Genomic DNA, 12,580 nt, shown 5'->3' on the forward strand with positions numbered 1-12,580 from the left:
CGGAGACAGTAATGCAAGAAGCCGTTACATGCCCGTTGAACTGGGAAGACTTTCGTATTAGTTCAGTCAATAGGGCGTCTCCCGGACGTTCCTCTACACCAATCCGACGGCCAGAGCCGTCGTCGACGCAGCGAAAGCGGCAGGCGAACAAGATCACCAACAACACGCCGAAATCGCCCCGCGACCTCCTTGCGCACATGTACGTTACGAATAAGCGCAGGCCAAAGGTGTATTCGGAGGTCTGCGGTCGGTAAATCCGACGACACTCAGATGACCCTCGCCGTACACCACGCTCTGGCCGATGTGACCGATTTCGACGACATCGAAGCAGTTACCGACGCCATCACCCGGCAGTTCTTCCTGTGGCAGGTCGACCCCGACAACAACCGAGCCCCCGGCCGCACCTGCATGAAGTCCCTGAGAAACCTACGCAGCGGCGCCCGTTGGTACGACAGGGACGGGGCCGTCGAGTCCGCCGGCTGCGGGGCCGTGATGCGCCTGGTCCCCACCGCATTCGCCCCCGATCCCTACTGGCTGGGCTTGACCGCTCTGCAGGCCGTGATCACCCACAAGCACCCCCGGGCCGTCGTCCCGGCGCTGCTGCTCGCCGATGCCACCCGCCACGCCCCGACCCAGCGCGGCCGGTACCTCGAACATGCCCTCACGACTGCCGCGCAGATCTACAACGGCACCAGCACCTGGACCGAGGACCCCTACCTGCAGGATGTCCTCGCCCCGATCACGGGGGACGTGTCATCGTTCCTGGTAGATGGCTTGAATGACGACGTGGCCGACGCGCTGATGCGCGCCGCGGACAGCCGGGACCGACTGCAGGATGTCGAGCCGGCAAGCTACGGCGACCCGTGCGCCGGCATTGGTGAAGGCTGGGAATCGGCCAGCGCCGCAGCCCTGGCTCTCCTGGTCGCCGACATGGCAACCGCCTCGGGCGGCGACGCTCCCGCGCTGACTGGCCCCCAGGCCCTCGCCTGGGCCTCGACGAGCAACGGCGACTCGGACTCCATCGCCTGCATCGCCGGCGGAATCATCGGCTCTGCGCACCCTGAGCCCGACTACTGGGCAGCGAACGGACTCAATCCGACTTTCGAGCCCCGCTACGCCGAGGAGCTCGCCGCCGCAGCGCATCAGGGGACGTGTCGTCTGCCCAGGTAAACGCGATATCGACGAGCCGCCACCAGCTCGTTGATCGGGATTCGCTCCAGCGCTTCGCCCGTCGGCACGACCTGCGCCGGCGGGCATTTCGCTATCTTGGCGAGGCCCGGCTTCGGATCAATATTGGCCGGGAAGCTTCGGTGACGGCTCAAATGACAAGAGCGCGAGCAAGGTCGAGGCTCCGACCGATCCGCAGAGTCTGGCCGCAACGCTCCTCGTGTCGGGCGACCCCACTTTCAAGGCCCCGGGCAGTTACCAAAGGCTGGGCGAGTCCGACTTAAACCTGACTTAAACCGAAGTTGCGCCGGCTTTTGACCGTAACTACATGCGGTCACCGACCTCAGTGAAACGATCACCACCCGGACGCTCGCCTACAGGGAACTGCGTAAGGCCTGACCTGGAATACGAAACCCCAGCCCCGCTCCCGGGGTTGGGGTTTCGTCATGTGTGGGCGAGGATCGCGTCAGCCCATTTCGGTGGGCCCCAGATGTGCGGGGGACGTGTCATCACTGCAGGTCAGCCGAGGTGTTAGCGCAAACCGCGCTTCCCGGTGGACCACCTCGCAGGGGTACGGGCGTCGACGAATCGGCGGATGACCTTGTCCCACCCCAAGGACTCGAGGAGTTCCGCGGCAGCGGCACGCGAGGTGAGCGGCCGAAGCACGTCGATGTCGAGATCACCGCTGGTGCCCAGGACGTCGTCGAGCCGCAGGCAATCGACGTACCCGTAGTCCGTCCAGGGATCGACGAAGCCGTCCCAGTCCGCGGTGTCGGCATACGGCCCACCGAGACGCAGCTTCCCGCTGCGGTGAATCATCACGTACCGCGGCACCACCTGCATCGCCTCGTCGGCAGTGGCCAAGGACAACTCGGGATCGGCAGCAGGATCCGCGCTCGCGAGCCGACGATCGTACGAGGAAGTCTTGACCGTTGCGACCTCGACCAACGCCCGCACGTACACCCACCGCACCCGCTCGACCGAGCCCGCCCACGCCGATTCCTCATCCGCGCAGGAGAACACGTTCTCGGCCGGGGTTCGGATCAGCAGCCTCGTCCCCACCCGCTCGTGATCGACAACCAGATCCGCGTCGACGACGAGTTCGTCGTCGTACTCGCGGACCCCGGTGATCGTCGCCACCGCGAGCACCTCGTCGTCCGGCGCGGTGACGAACAGTTCACGCTCGGAAAAGACGTCACCGGCATCACCGGGAAACGGGCCACGACCTCTGCTGAAGGCATCCTGCTGGGTCAACCCGGCCCGAAACCCTGCCTCGGTCACCCCCAACGGATGATCGCGCACCTCTCGCAGGTCACCGAGCCGAACCCTCAACGTCACACGATCCTCCCCAATTCATCTCCCGCACACCGCCGGAGCACCGTTGGATGATAGCTATTGACCTGCGGCGATGCCCGATCAGCGTGGCCTAACCGGTGTGAAAAGATGTGGCCGACTCAGGTGCTCGAACGCGGACACGCCGATGATAATGTCCCCGCTCAACCACTTCTGGGGCGCTCCGTATCTGTCGACGACACCGCCGAAACCATTGTTTCCCCAGTAGGGTCGCAGGCAATGTACGACCGAGGGGGGCCGGTGACAGGTTCTGCATCAGAAAAAATCATCTCGCCCGCATCACGCGCGTTCTGGGACCGCAGCTTCGCGGGCCGGCGTGCGATGTTCGAGGAGCTTCGCCAGCGGTCGCCGATCGAGTTCCACACGGAAACGGCCGGTCCGGGCTTCTGGTCGATCGTCGGATACGACGACGTGGTTACGGTGAGCCGGAACCCGGAGGTCTTCTCCTCGGCCAAGGGCTTCACCATCGACGACGTCCCGGCAGAGATCCTCGAGTTCGCCATGTCGATGATCGCCATGGACGATCCCCGTCACCGGCGTCTGCGGGGCATCGTGCAATCGGCGTTCACCGCGGCGTCGGTGCGGGGCATCGCCGAGCGGGTCCGCGGCTACGCTGCGCAGATCGCCGCCGCCCTACCCCGAGATGCCGAGTTCGACTTCGTCCCCGACGTCGCGACCCGGTTGCCGGTGCAGGTGATCTGTGAGCTGCTCGGGATCCCGGAGAACGACCGGCCGATGATCCTGGCCGCGGCGGCCGACGTCATCGCCGGTGGTGGTGATCAGGAGTTCGTCACCGCACCCGGCGGCGCGGCCGGCCTGGGTCGGATCTACGGATACGCCCTCGAACTGGGCGAGAAACGCAAGGCGGACCCCGGCGACGATCTGACGTCCCGGCTGGTGTCGACGACGGTCGACGGCGAGACCCTCACACCGACCGAGTTCGGTTCGTTTGTCATCCTGCTGATCACGGCTGGGTTCGACACCACCCGGCAAGCGTTGGCCTGGGCGCTGCATCTGCTCAGCGAGCACCCCGACCAGAAAGAATTGCTGCTCGCCGATTTCGCCGGCCACATCGACAACACGATCGACGAGGTGATCCGCTTCGCCTCCCCGGTGCCCTACATGCGGCGCACCGCAACCGTCGACACCGAGCTCGGCGGCACCCACATCGCGGCGGGGGACAAGGTCGTCATGTGGTACCTGTCCGCGAACCACGACGAACGCATCTTCGACGGTCCGGGCCGGTTCGACATCACCCGGTCGAACGCAGGCAAGCATCTCGGTTTCGGTGCGAAAGACATCCACCACTGCCTGGGCATGAACCTCGCACGGCTGGAGCTGTGCGTCATGCTCGAAGAACTGTTCACCGCGCACCCCGCACTCCACGCGGTGGGCGAACCGGAACTGCTGCTCTCCGCATTCGTCAGCGGCATCGATTCACTTCCGGCCCGGACACGTGACTGACGGTGCCCGAGGCGCCACCTCGACCATAGGGCAAAAGGAGACTGACCTGCGAAGATGGCATGTCCCCTCCGCTCTGACTCCCAACGGACATCGAAGAGTCGCCGGGGTCGCTCGCTCACCCCGGTATCCGACTTCGGGGAATCGTCTAGCGGCGGAGCGCCGAACGCCGAAACGCCCCCGTCCTCGCAGCGAGGACGGGGGCGTTCTGAGGTCGGGAGAGACAGCCGGCGGGGCAGGGACATGTCATCTGTGCAGTTCAGGGCAAGATCTTGATTCCAGTGGCATCGAATGCGGGCGAACGCCGATCACTCTGAGCGTCGGCGCCGAGGCTTCTGCACATCGGTGCGCGCGCCCTGTCCGGGTCTGTTGTTGGCCCACTCGATGACTTCGCCGCGCTTCCACAGCGGCGTTCGCCCGATCTTCTCGACCGGGGCCGGCGCCTGCCCCCGGGCGACGTACGAGCGCCACGTCGAGGCGGAGATCTCGGTGCCGGACTCGGCCTTGATCAGGTCGATGCACTCCTGCGAGGTGAGCCTGTTTGGGTTGGCCATCTCAGATCTCCGGGTAGGTAGTGGCCTGGACCGCGGAGTCGCAGACGTACGGCCGAGTGAACGATGACGAATTACGGGTGCAGGGCGGCCTGCAGCCGGGCATAGTCCGGTGACGCGGGGGTTCCATGCGCTAGACCCTACAGCTCGAGGATGTAATGCCAGCGTGCCTGTCGGGGTGATGTGGTATCACTTCATGCTTGCGACAATACATTGTGGAGCTGTAAGGTAATGGTGGAAGGCGAAGTCCGCAAGAGGAAGAGGGTATGGAAGGGCTCAGATGGCAGAATTGGAAACACGTCCGGTCGGGTTCGCGAAGGGCGACCTGGTCGCGTGGACCGTGCGTCGTGGCCTCTACACCGTGGTCAAGTGCTCGCGGGCATCGGTGGTCCTGCTGCCGGTGGTGCCCGAGCCGTATGCCACGCCTGAGGGTGGATGGATCACCCATCCGTCCAAGTTGCGGCCCGTCGATTTCGTCGAGGTCGGGCGCGCCGCGCATGCGGAGGGGGAAACCCTTTCGCATGCCCTCAGCGCGGGGGTACGCCGCGCACTCGAAGGTCTGGCCGTCGGCGACGGACTCGGGCGCAAGATCATGTCCGACTTCGTCGAGGGGTGGACGGCCGCGAGCCTCGCCTTCGACCTGTGTGAACTGGCGGAGTCCGCGAGCGACCCCGCCGCCATTGCGGCAGAGCTGAACGCGGCTCCGCGCGCCTGACCCGCAGACCCTCCAACAATCCACTGACAAGGAGTTCTCATGTCCAACGTCCTCGCCGAAGCCATTACCCCGGACCACCCCCGCGACCGCATCGTCGGCGTGCACGGATACCACCGCGACGAGTCGGGGTCGCGGTTCGCGACCGTCCGCCTCGCCGTCGGATCCAAGGCCGAGATCGACCTCCTCGACATCTTTATCTCGCACCCGATCCGAGAGGTCGCCGCTGCGGCCTGACGCACACCCGAAAATGTCACCGGCCCGCCGAAAGGACCCCGTAATGCACGTCGAAGCGAACACCGAAGCGGGGGAGGCGGAACGGTGAGCGAGTACTTCCCGCCCGACTGGGACGCCCGTCCCCGTGTCGAACCCTGGAACGGCCACATCACCCGTCAGATGTGGCTGGCCAGGGACAAGGAGGACCTGGTCAGCATCATAGAATTGCTCGGCCACCAGATCACCAAGTCGAAACAAGACGCACGCGACGCCGGCTATCTGGCCGACTGGCGAATCTTCCGGATGCTCGACCAGATACGACTCGGCGCCCGCGTCTACAGCAACCTCGCCCGCGCACACCGCCGCGGCCGCAAGACAGTCCGGATCGATCAACTTCTCGAGGAGGCCGCCGATGCCTGACCGCAACGACACAGCCACTGCGCGCCGCGACTATCGCGCCCTGATCAACGGCCGGGAAGTTCAAGTCATCGGCCACCTGCATGCCACCCCGCACCACCCCGATAGCGAAGTCACGATCACTCCGTTCGACGATCTGGCTGAACCGGGCTCCGGTGCACACCTGTTCGCGCTGGTCTCGGTCCGCTGGGCTACCGACGTCAGCACCGTCGACCTGGACACCGGTGTCAGCCACCGCAAATATTTCGACGGCCTGTTCGGAATGCCAAACGGCACCAGCTGGTACCTGACACCGGCGGTCTAGACCCGCAGTCACGTACTTACGCCCTCGCCCCGCACACGCTCGCCGCCGGACTGAGCATCGGTGCACTGCACGACGACGTTCTCGAAGTGGTCAGTGACGCTGGGTACGCTGCCCCCGCGGGCGTGCGGGTGCATGACTTTCCGGTGCGGGCCGCTGCACCCCCGAACGGGGTTAACGCTCTGACCACCCGCAATCTCACGAGAGGAAAACAGTGAACGCTCTGTTCTACATCGGCCTCGCGCTGATCATCGTCGTAGCCGTACTCACGACGCCATCGCTTCGGCTACTGCACAGCGGAGCCTTCATGAACTGGGTCGCTGCACTCGCATTGGCAGGGTGCGCAACGATGCTGCTGAGCGCACTGACCTCCACGGACGCAACGGTAATTCAACGAGGATCCGTCACGATCGCTGCGCTGCTCAGCGCCGTCATCCTGGTCGTAACCGTCGCACTCGTGACGAGGAAGTCGGCGCTGCCTGAGTCGATGGAGACCGACCGATGAAACGTGCCGCCTTCTGGGGATGGGCCACGGCCACAACCATCCCGGAAGCCCTGACGAACGCACTCGACGCCGCGATGTCGACCATGCACCAGGAACTCGGTACCGATGCCCACCCGGTCAACACCTCGCACACCACAACCATCCTCACCGATCAGGTCCACCAAGACCCCGGACTACTCAAGAGCCTTCTCGGGAACTCGACCGCAACAGTGAACCGCGAAGACCACGCCCTGGTGACGGTCCTACTGATCGGCGAAGTCTGGTAGCCGCCTATCGATGTCATCCTCGAGGTGAGACCGGAACGGGTGCCCGAGCTCGCTGCACCTGCAACTCGTCGACCGCGACCCCACGTGCAACGCAACAGGAGTAGAGATGCCCCCAACGATCACAGTGCCCCGGTACGCGCCGGCCGTGTCAAGGGTGGGCTCTCGTCGCGGGCGGTGCTGTGTTGATCTTCGTCAGCACTGGTGCCGGCCTCGCCCACAACGCCCGGATAAAGTATGCCTGAGCTGCGTATATGACACGTCCCCGGTGTTCCTCCGTGGGGACAGGCAGGTCACAGGTTCCAGAGTCGGAGCATCGCGGCGCGCAGGCTGGCGGAGACGATCCGGTGGTCGGTGGCCAGCCGGGGGTTGGGGTGCCCGAGGTCGGCGAGCTGCTGCTCGGCGTCCGCAACCGACAGCGGTTGCAGGTCCGCTCGGGTGAGCAGGAGATGGCCGAAGGCGCTGTGGGTGTGAGGGATCGCGATGGCGTCGGAGTCCACGACCGTCGGCGGGTAGATCCATTCGTTGTCGTCGGTGACGAAGATAAGGACGTCGCCGCGGCTGAGGCGGGCACGCCGGTCGTCGAGGCGGAACCATTCGAGCTGGTATGTCGCTGCCGGCCCGGTGGCGGCGCCGGTTCGGTGCGCCTGGGCGGCCCATGCCTGTTGCTCGGTTGCGCTGGGTTCGTATTCGACGATGTGCCGCAGGAACATCCGGGTAACCCGCACGGGCAGGAAATCGAGCTCGGCGCGCACCCGGCCACCGACCCCGGGGATCGGCACCGCCCGCCCGATCTGCCAGGTGGCGGTGGCGTTGTCGAGAAACACCTGATCGACCTCGGTGATCTCGTCGATACCGTCGATGAACGTCCGGACGGCGGCGACGACCTCAGGGTCATCGGTGATGACCACGGCATCATCGGCGATGGTCGAGCTGTAGGAGGCATTCGCGGAGCCGATGACCGCCCGCCGACTGGTGGCGATCACGTTGGCGTGCAGGTTCGGCGACGACAGCACCCGGACCCCGGCCTCGACGTAGTACGCGAGCGCAATCGGCGAGGTCACATGTGCGCGCACCGCGGCTCGGGAGGCGTTCACGACGAGGAGATCGCCGGCCCGCAGCGGCAGCAGAGTGGGTGCGTCCTCACCGAGGTAGGCAATTGCGGCATGGCGCGGCCCCCTCACCCGAATCGCGCGGGTGATGTGCGGCCAGGGACTCGGCCCGTGAAATGTCGTCCCCATACGTCGAACGGTAGCGCGGACGGGATGCGCTGTACCCCTATTGGCTCGGCGCCGGGTCGAACGAATCAGCGCTTCCCGGAACTCGCGCAGCGGGTGCGGCCGCGGCGAGCCGAGTCAACCGAGCGTAGGCGAGGTTCGAGGGGTTCGACGGGATGGGCGCGGGTGCGCCTGGTGAGTCCAAGCGCCATGCGGGGAAGTCTAACCGGACCGGTAGCGCCGCGATTGTGATGCCGGCCGGCCGCGGCCATGCTTGCCTCGCCGTGTGTGAACTCGCACCGCCGGCACCGGATCGACATCAGCGCTGACGGTGGGTGGTGGTGTCGTATCCGCACCTGGATTGCTCTTTGACCAGCAGAAATGACACGTCCCCTGCTCTGGGGTTCGGTGCGCTGGTAGTCTTGTCGCCGCGCTCCCACCCGGGAGATCCCTGAGGTCTGTCGTGGTCGGCTTCAGAAGTGGCAATGAGCTTGTGGCACAAGTGTATCCAAGTGCCGCAGGCCGTCCCCGGGTGGATCAACCGTCTCGATTCCGCCCCAGGGCGTCGTCCTCGATCGTGTGGGGCAGCGGCGGCCAGCTGTCATTGGCAGGGGGCCGGATCGAGACGGATGGAGGAACCGCAGAAGCGAGCAGCGTGGACGCGACTTCAAGGTCGCACCCTTCGGAGGTCGCGCAGATCGGACAGCGGAGGAAGCGGCGCCCGCAGACCGTGGTCCAGCTCCGGTCCGGCCGGCCGGGTCAGGCCGTCGTGGGAATGGTGATCTCGGCTCTGCCGTCGATGGCCGATAGCAGGTAGTGCGGGCAGGTGACCACCTGCCGAGGAACGGGAATCGCCTGGCGGTCGGTGTCGAGGTAGAGGCGGTATGTGAGCTGTCCGCGTCGATGGGCGCCGGTGTCCGGGTGGACGGCGCCGAGGAAGTACCCGTGCGCGTTGTCGACGGTTGAGAAGATCGCCCGTGCCCACTCGGCGGGCTCGGCCGGCGGCAGATACCGCGGCACGCCCGTCTGCGCGTCGACGGTGTGCACGGTGACGGTGACGGCGAACCCGGCCGCGGCGGGGAACCACTGCTCGGCCGCGACGTCGAACGGTGCGGTGGACGTGTGGATCCGCAGCTCGATGTCCGTTCCGGTGCGGGCCTGCGCTGTGATGATGTGCGGATCCGCTGAGATGTCATCGGCGGCCAGAGACGGCAGCGCCTCGTCGTGGTTGGCGCTGAGGTTTCCGGGGCGCGCTGGCATGGGGCAAGGGTACGGTGCGCCGATATACGGCCGGCAGGGCGACGGCGGTTCGTCCCGTCCGACGACTGGTCCGGCAGAATAGGATTTGACCTGCGGCGACGACATGTCCCCTCTGGATGGAGCGTTGGCAGGACTGCCGCACTGCCAGCTTTCTTCCCGACGCCGCCGAGCGGCACAATTCTGATCACCGCCCACTCAGGGCAGGATGCGACCGTGAGCGACCGAACCGCAGCAGACCTCGAGCGTGAACTCGCCATGCTCGCCTACGTACGTGACCGGCTCCGGGCGTCGGAGGGCGGCAAAGATTTCCGCCCGACCACCGCGGTCGACCAGGTCCTCGATGAGCTCAACAGTCTCGAACGATCGCCGTGGGATCCGACATGATTCCGCCCGTGCAGAGCCCTCGCTGCCTGCGCTGGTGTCCGAACGGCAGGGCCGCTACCGCTCCTGGTTGATGCCTCTCCCGCTCACGGTGTGTCGTCATTTGGTGTGGCGGGCGGTCGGCGACCCGGCGGCGGTCGCGGAGATGCTCGAGCCCATCGTGTCGATCGGGAAGAAACGCGGCTCCGGCCACGGCCATGTGCTGACCTGGACCGTCGACGAAGCACCGGAGGCGGATGGATGGGAGTTCGCGCATCTGTACCCGAACGGCGCTCGGGCGCACCGCACCGCACTCCTGCCTGACGGACATCGCAACCGCGGTGACGACTGGCGGGGAAGCCCGGATGGGGTTGCGGCCATGGCGGCTTCCGGGCCGTCGCAGGTCGTTACTGTTGCTGCGGGTCAGACGATCGTGCGGCACTCTGTCGCGGCGTGGACCGCGGACGGCTCGAATGACAGGATGGCCATGTCACGAAGCCGGCGTTGGGGGCGGTTCGTGTGGTGGTGAGGGCGCGCGTCGGGGTGGGTGAGGTCGCGTACTCGCACGTCGAGAAGTCGAGCTAGGGCTACGGTCTGGTCCCAGGTGGGGTAGAGCTGGCCGGCTTCCCACAGGTCGACGGCGGGTTCTTCTGCGTGGCAGGCGATGTCGACCGTGGGCCCGGAGTGTCGGCCACTGTCGAGGAGATGGCTGATGTACCAGGGCACGAGCTTGCCGGCTTGCCAGAGGTCGTGTTCGTCGCTGTCCGGCTCGACGAAGGGACCACTGACGGCGAAGTCGCTCGCGAATAGCCTGACCCGCGCGAGGTCCGCCGGCGATGCTGATTCCGCGCTCTGTCCGACCCCCGGCTGCTGCGGTGGGGTCTGATCGCTGGCGGTCGCGGATCTGCGACGAAAGAACTTGAACATGGGTACTCCTGTCGGTGTGAGGACGGACCGCGTCAGCGCTCCGCCCAGACGTCAGCGGCGGATCGATCAGGGGTGTATGTCGTTTTGTCGACGTATCCTATTGCGGCACTGCCGCCGCTACCGGCAGATGGTTCCGATTCCGGAGGCGTACCTGTCGCGCGCTCGAGCGCGGCAGTCACTTCATCGAGGAATCGGTGTGGGTGTATCTGGTGCGTGATTGGGGCGGGACTGATCGGTGTTCTGGATCCGGTGACGGTGGATGGATGGGTGCGGGTTGGATTCGGTGCGGTGTGGACAGTGGTGGCGTGGAGACGGCACAATGATGGTGCGAGGTGCAGTAGCGCCTCGAATGTGGACCCGGCAGCCTTCCGGACGGTTGGTGAGCCGGGTTTCGCGCTGTCTGGGGGCGGTCAGTGTCAGCGGATGGCCTGGTGTGTGGTGATGATCGGTGCGACGCGGGCCGGCCATTGTCCACCGCGGGCGAGGCACCAGGCCACGGCGTCCGGGATCCAGAGCATCGGTTCGCTGCGTGCGGGCAGGTGCTGGTAGCGCAGCTTCTCCTCGACACCGTGGCGGCGGGTGGCGGTGTAGAGGGTGGCGCGGTCGGCCTTGACGAGCGAGTCGTCTTGCTCGAGGACCAGCCGGGAAGCGCCCTCGGCGGCGAGGTCGGTGACGAGCTGTTCGAGGCACCGGGTGCGGCCGGTCTTCGCATCGAGCGTGGTGGCGTCGTACACGCGGACGTGGACGTCGAGGGCGGTGATCGTCGAGCAGATCTGTCGGCGCCGGGAGTCGCGTTCGGATTTGAAGTGGATGCGCTCCTGTCCGCGCAGCCGTAGGGCGGTGAGGGCTTTACGGGCGGTGTCGACGGCGCGGGGGTCCGCGATCGCGGCCACGACGGTGATTCCGCGGGTCTTGTTCTCGTCGACGAACGCGTGCAGCATGCCGACGAGGCTATCGGTGTGTGGGCCGGTCGACTGTGCTGGTGTCGGAGGGTGCTGCGGTGCTCCCTGGAATCCCGAGGTGACGATTCGCAGTTTCCCGAGTACCCAGCCGGAGTGCTTGGGCCAGTTCCGCCGTCCCCACCCTTGCCGACGTGGCACCGGAACTGTTCGTCGCCCTCTACCGGGCTCACCGGCAGCACCACAGCGAGCGAGCCCTCGAATTGCACTACACCATCGTGCGGCTGCAGTTGGCGCTCTCCGGTCTCCCATTGATCGCCGCAACGACGTCACTGCCGAGGATGCGCGGACTCGGCACCACCACGTCGCACACGCCGATGGGAGCCCTCACCGACGACCAAGAAAGCGAACTGCACCGCCGGGTCGGGGCAGAGCCGCCCCTGCAGTCCTGGCTTGCACCTATCTGATCGGGTGGAGCACCGCGGCAATATCGCGATGGCTGCGGACGATCGTCACGGGAATAGTTCTGCCGCCGTCTACGAGCGCTGGGCGGCATGACGGTCGTTCGTAGCGGTCATCGACACCCGCGAAGGCGCACACGCCTCCTCGCCGGGAAGGAGGAAGACTCACCGAGTCCATCCCCACCGATACCGCCGCGGCCGATGACGAAATCGACGTGATCGGCCGCGCGGGGCGTGGGGACCAGATCTGGCGTGTCCGATCGCCGTGGCACCCGCCACCGATGGGATAAAGGTCAACGTCCATGCCACACATCACACGGTCCGGGCCTGAGCCACATCCACCTCACCTTCCTGCGCCGCCCAGCCATTGGTCGTGTTGGGCGTCGGGGTGGGGTGGTCGACTCGGCGCTGGCGTTGCTCGAGACCTACCCGCGGCCGGTTGGTCGCTGCGGGTGCCCAGCACCGCCGATTCCGACCGCCTGACGAAACGCTGTGGACCTTCCGCCGTTG

The 12,580-nt window shown here is 66.2% G+C and carries 17 protein-coding genes; 10 read left to right on the forward strand and 7 right to left on the reverse strand.

The genetic code is table 11. The annotated features are described in order from the left end of the window. The first annotated feature begins 210 nt into the window (after positions 1-210). Complete coding sequence (locus MLGJGCBP_RS09460) at positions 211-1,170, forward strand: ADP-ribosylglycohydrolase family protein (RefSeq protein ID WP_236580995.1); 960 nt, start codon at positions 211-213, stop codon at positions 1,168-1,170. A gap of 528 nt (positions 1,171-1,698) precedes the next feature. Here the strand turns inward: MLGJGCBP_RS09460 and MLGJGCBP_RS09465 are convergent. Continuing rightward, positions 1,699-2,505, reverse strand: a complete 807-nt coding sequence (locus MLGJGCBP_RS09465; RefSeq protein ID WP_160095043.1) for a hypothetical protein — start codon at positions 2,503-2,505, stop codon at positions 1,699-1,701. Positions 2,506-2,760: 255 nt separating this feature from the next. On the opposite strand from MLGJGCBP_RS09465, the gene MLGJGCBP_RS09470 reads away from it, so the two are divergent. Next, complete coding sequence (locus tag MLGJGCBP_RS09470) at positions 2,761-3,984, forward strand: cytochrome P450 (protein ID WP_160095045.1); 1,224 nt, start codon at positions 2,761-2,763, stop codon at positions 3,982-3,984. A 305-nt stretch (positions 3,985-4,289) separates the two neighbouring features. On the opposite strand, the gene MLGJGCBP_RS09475 is transcribed toward MLGJGCBP_RS09470, so the two are convergent. Then, the gene (locus MLGJGCBP_RS09475) at positions 4,290-4,535 is read right to left on the reverse strand and encodes a helix-turn-helix transcriptional regulator (RefSeq protein ID WP_005257276.1); all 246 of its coding nucleotides are present in this window, start codon (positions 4,533-4,535) and stop codon (positions 4,290-4,292) included. A 277-nt stretch (positions 4,536-4,812) separates the two neighbouring features. Between MLGJGCBP_RS09475 and MLGJGCBP_RS09480 the strand changes: the two genes are divergently transcribed. From MLGJGCBP_RS09480 to MLGJGCBP_RS09505, 6 genes are all read left to right on the forward strand, one after another. Next, complete coding sequence (locus MLGJGCBP_RS09480) at positions 4,813-5,247, forward strand: hypothetical protein (protein WP_236580992.1); 435 nt, start codon at positions 4,813-4,815, stop codon at positions 5,245-5,247. Positions 5,248-5,286: 39 nt separating this feature from the next. Continuing rightward, positions 5,287-5,481 carry a hypothetical protein gene (locus MLGJGCBP_RS09485; RefSeq protein WP_160095047.1) on the forward strand — a complete coding sequence of 65 codons (195 nt, stop codon included), beginning with the start codon at positions 5,287-5,289 and terminating at the stop codon, positions 5,479-5,481. Positions 5,482-5,565: 84 nt separating this feature from the next. Next, entirely contained in the window at positions 5,566-5,880 is a 315-nt protein-coding gene (locus MLGJGCBP_RS09490; protein WP_160095049.1) for a DUF7463 family protein, read from the forward strand. Next, positions 5,873-6,181, forward strand: coding sequence for a hypothetical protein (locus tag MLGJGCBP_RS51585; protein ID WP_236580993.1), 309 nt, complete (start codon positions 5,873-5,875; stop codon positions 6,179-6,181). Before MLGJGCBP_RS09490 ends, MLGJGCBP_RS51585 begins: the two co-directional genes overlap by 8 nt. 211 nt (positions 6,182-6,392) lie before the next feature. Then, a complete protein-coding gene (locus tag MLGJGCBP_RS09500; protein WP_160095051.1) occupies positions 6,393-6,683 on the forward strand; it encodes a hypothetical protein in 291 nt (96 codons plus the stop codon). After that, positions 6,680-6,949: a hypothetical protein gene (locus tag MLGJGCBP_RS09505; protein WP_160095053.1), complete on the forward strand. Its 270-nt coding sequence runs from the start codon at positions 6,680-6,682 to the stop codon at positions 6,947-6,949. The genes MLGJGCBP_RS09500 and MLGJGCBP_RS09505 overlap by 4 nt, the downstream gene beginning before the upstream one ends. A gap of 290 nt (positions 6,950-7,239) precedes the next feature. On the opposite strand, the gene MLGJGCBP_RS09510 is transcribed toward MLGJGCBP_RS09505, so the two are convergent. Both MLGJGCBP_RS09510 and MLGJGCBP_RS09515 read right to left on the reverse strand, forming a co-directional pair. Beyond that, positions 7,240-8,187, reverse strand: a complete 948-nt coding sequence (locus tag MLGJGCBP_RS09510) for a phosphatidylserine/phosphatidylglycerophosphate/cardiolipin synthase family protein (RefSeq protein ID WP_160095055.1) — start codon at positions 8,185-8,187, stop codon at positions 7,240-7,242. A gap of 735 nt (positions 8,188-8,922) precedes the next feature. Beyond that, the gene (locus MLGJGCBP_RS09515) at positions 8,923-9,423 is read right to left on the reverse strand and encodes an N-formylglutamate amidohydrolase (protein WP_160095057.1); all 501 of its coding nucleotides are present in this window, start codon (positions 9,421-9,423) and stop codon (positions 8,923-8,925) included. 213 nt (positions 9,424-9,636) lie between these two features. On the opposite strand from MLGJGCBP_RS09515, the gene MLGJGCBP_RS50405 reads away from it, so the two are divergent. Next, complete coding sequence (locus tag MLGJGCBP_RS50405) at positions 9,637-9,807, forward strand: hypothetical protein (protein ID WP_201453006.1); 171 nt, start codon at positions 9,637-9,639, stop codon at positions 9,805-9,807. 399 nt (positions 9,808-10,206) lie between these two features. Here MLGJGCBP_RS50405 and MLGJGCBP_RS09520 read toward each other — a convergent pair whose 3' ends face one another. After that, complete coding sequence (locus MLGJGCBP_RS09520) at positions 10,207-10,710, reverse strand: hypothetical protein (RefSeq protein WP_160095059.1); 504 nt, start codon at positions 10,708-10,710, stop codon at positions 10,207-10,209. A gap of 416 nt (positions 10,711-11,126) precedes the next feature. Further along, entirely contained in the window at positions 11,127-11,651 is a 525-nt protein-coding gene (locus MLGJGCBP_RS09525; RefSeq protein ID WP_160095061.1) for a hypothetical protein, read from the reverse strand. Positions 11,652-11,803: 152 nt separating this feature from the next. On the opposite strand from MLGJGCBP_RS09525, the gene MLGJGCBP_RS09530 reads away from it, so the two are divergent. After that, positions 11,804-12,076, forward strand: coding sequence for a hypothetical protein (locus MLGJGCBP_RS09530; protein ID WP_160095063.1), 273 nt, complete (start codon positions 11,804-11,806; stop codon positions 12,074-12,076). Positions 12,077-12,382: 306 nt separating this feature from the next. Here the strand turns inward: MLGJGCBP_RS09530 and MLGJGCBP_RS51590 are convergent. Next, the coding region (locus MLGJGCBP_RS51590) for a hypothetical protein (protein ID WP_236580994.1) at positions 12,383-12,580 on the reverse strand (198 nt) is incomplete at its 5' end.

This window comes from Rhodococcus sp. T7 (genome assembly GCF_009872365.1).
Lineage (GTDB): Bacteria > Actinomycetota > Actinomycetes > Mycobacteriales > Mycobacteriaceae > Rhodococcus_F.